1 protein-coding gene and 1 pseudogene are annotated in these 1,504 nt (G+C 73.7%); both read left to right on the top strand.

Annotation, left to right across the window (positions count from 1 at the left end; genetic code table 11):
* Positions 1 to 626 (top strand): uracil-DNA glycosylase (locus FK498_RS18640; protein WP_141857190.1); only part of this gene is annotated, 626 nt, incomplete at its 5' end.
* A 119-nt stretch (positions 627 to 745) separates the two neighbouring features.
* Positions 746 to 1,504, top strand: a pseudogene (locus FK498_RS18635) (hypothetical protein); the annotation flags it as partial.

The following is a 1,504-nucleotide window of genomic DNA, read 5'->3' as shown; positions in this document are numbered from 1 at the left end:
GGGCGCGCGCCGAGGCCGCCGCGGCGGCGGCCGACACGCTCGCCGCGCTGCGCGAGGCGCTCGCCCGCTTCGACGGCTGCGCGCTCAGGGAGACCGCGACCAACCTGGTCTTTGCGGACGGCGATCCTTCGGCACCCGTGATGCTGATCGGCGAGGGGCCGGGCTCGGAGGAGGACCGTGCCGGCCTGCCCTTCGTCGGCCCCTCGGGGAAGCTGCTCGACCGCATGCTCGCGAGCATCGGTCTCTCCCGCACGCGCGGCGAGGTCTACATCACCAACGTGCTGCCGTGGCGGCCGCCGGGCAACCGCAACCCGACGGATGCCGAGATCGCGGTCTGCCTGCCGTTCCTGATCCGCCACATCGTGCTCGCGCGGCCGCGCCTGCTCGTGCTGGCGGGCGGCGTGCCGGCGCGCAGCCTGCTCGGCGCGCGCGAGGGCATCACGCGACTGCGCGGACGCTGGCGCGAGCTCGCGCTGCCGGAACTGGAGGCGCCGATCCCCGTCCTGCCGACGCTGCATCCGGCCTATCTGCTGCGCAATCCGGGCGCGAAACGAGATGCCTGGAGCGACCTGCTGATGCTGCGTCGTCGGTACGATGGGATGCTGCCACAGATGCGGCAGAACTAAGGCACGCGAGGAACGCGCCCGAGCGTATTGATCTGTCGTCAAGCATCTCGCGGAGCGGGATTCGTCCCGCATATCGGCGTGGACGAAATGGTTGACGCTCGGTTAACGCAGCCCTTGCCATGCGAGGAACCGAGGAGGCAAGGGCCCGCGGCACCGCGGCGGGTCTGATCTGGGGGGCGGCATTCCTGGCGCTGGTCGGGCTTGCGGGCGCCGCGCGCGGCCAGGACCAGGTCGCGCTGGCGGTGCCGAGGCCGGTGACAGGTGCGCTGCCGGGCCTTCCGGCCGTGCTCGGCCCGGCCGACGCAGCCCTCTACCGACGCATCTTCGCCGCCCAGGAGCATGGCCGCTTCGCCGCCGCCGATGCCGATCTCGCGCGCCTCTCCGACCGGCTCTTGGTCGGACACGTGATCGCCGACCGCCTGCTCGGGCCGCATACGCGCGCCCGCGTCGACGAACTCGCCGCCTGGCTGGAGGCCTATGGCGACCATCCGGATGCGCCGCGCATCCACCGCCTGCTCGTGATGCGCGCGCCGCGCGGCACGGCCCTGCCGGCCGCGCCGGAGGTCAGCGAACTGCCCGCCGCGGAGACGCCGCCCGAGGAGATCGAGGCCGCGCCGCGCGCCTTCACGCGCAATCTCGCGCTGGAGCGCAGCGTCCGCCAGCACCTGCGCGCCGACAGGGTGGCGCGCGCGCTCGCCGAGATCCGTTCCGCAATCGACACGGACCCCACCCATGCCGCCAGCCTGCGCGCCGAGGTCGCGCGTGCGCTGTTCCTGCGCAACGAGGACCAGAGCGCGCTCGCAGGCGAAGCCCGCAGGGATGCCGAGGGCGCGGCGCGCGAGCAGGCCGTAGAAGCTGCGCGAGGCCTGCGCTGCCTC

The organism is Elioraea sp. Yellowstone (assembly GCF_006704265.1).
Lineage (GTDB): Bacteria > Pseudomonadota > Alphaproteobacteria > Acetobacterales > Acetobacteraceae > Elioraea.
The sequence above is the reverse complement of the archived record's forward strand: the minus strand, read 5'-3'. Positions and strand labels throughout refer to the sequence as shown.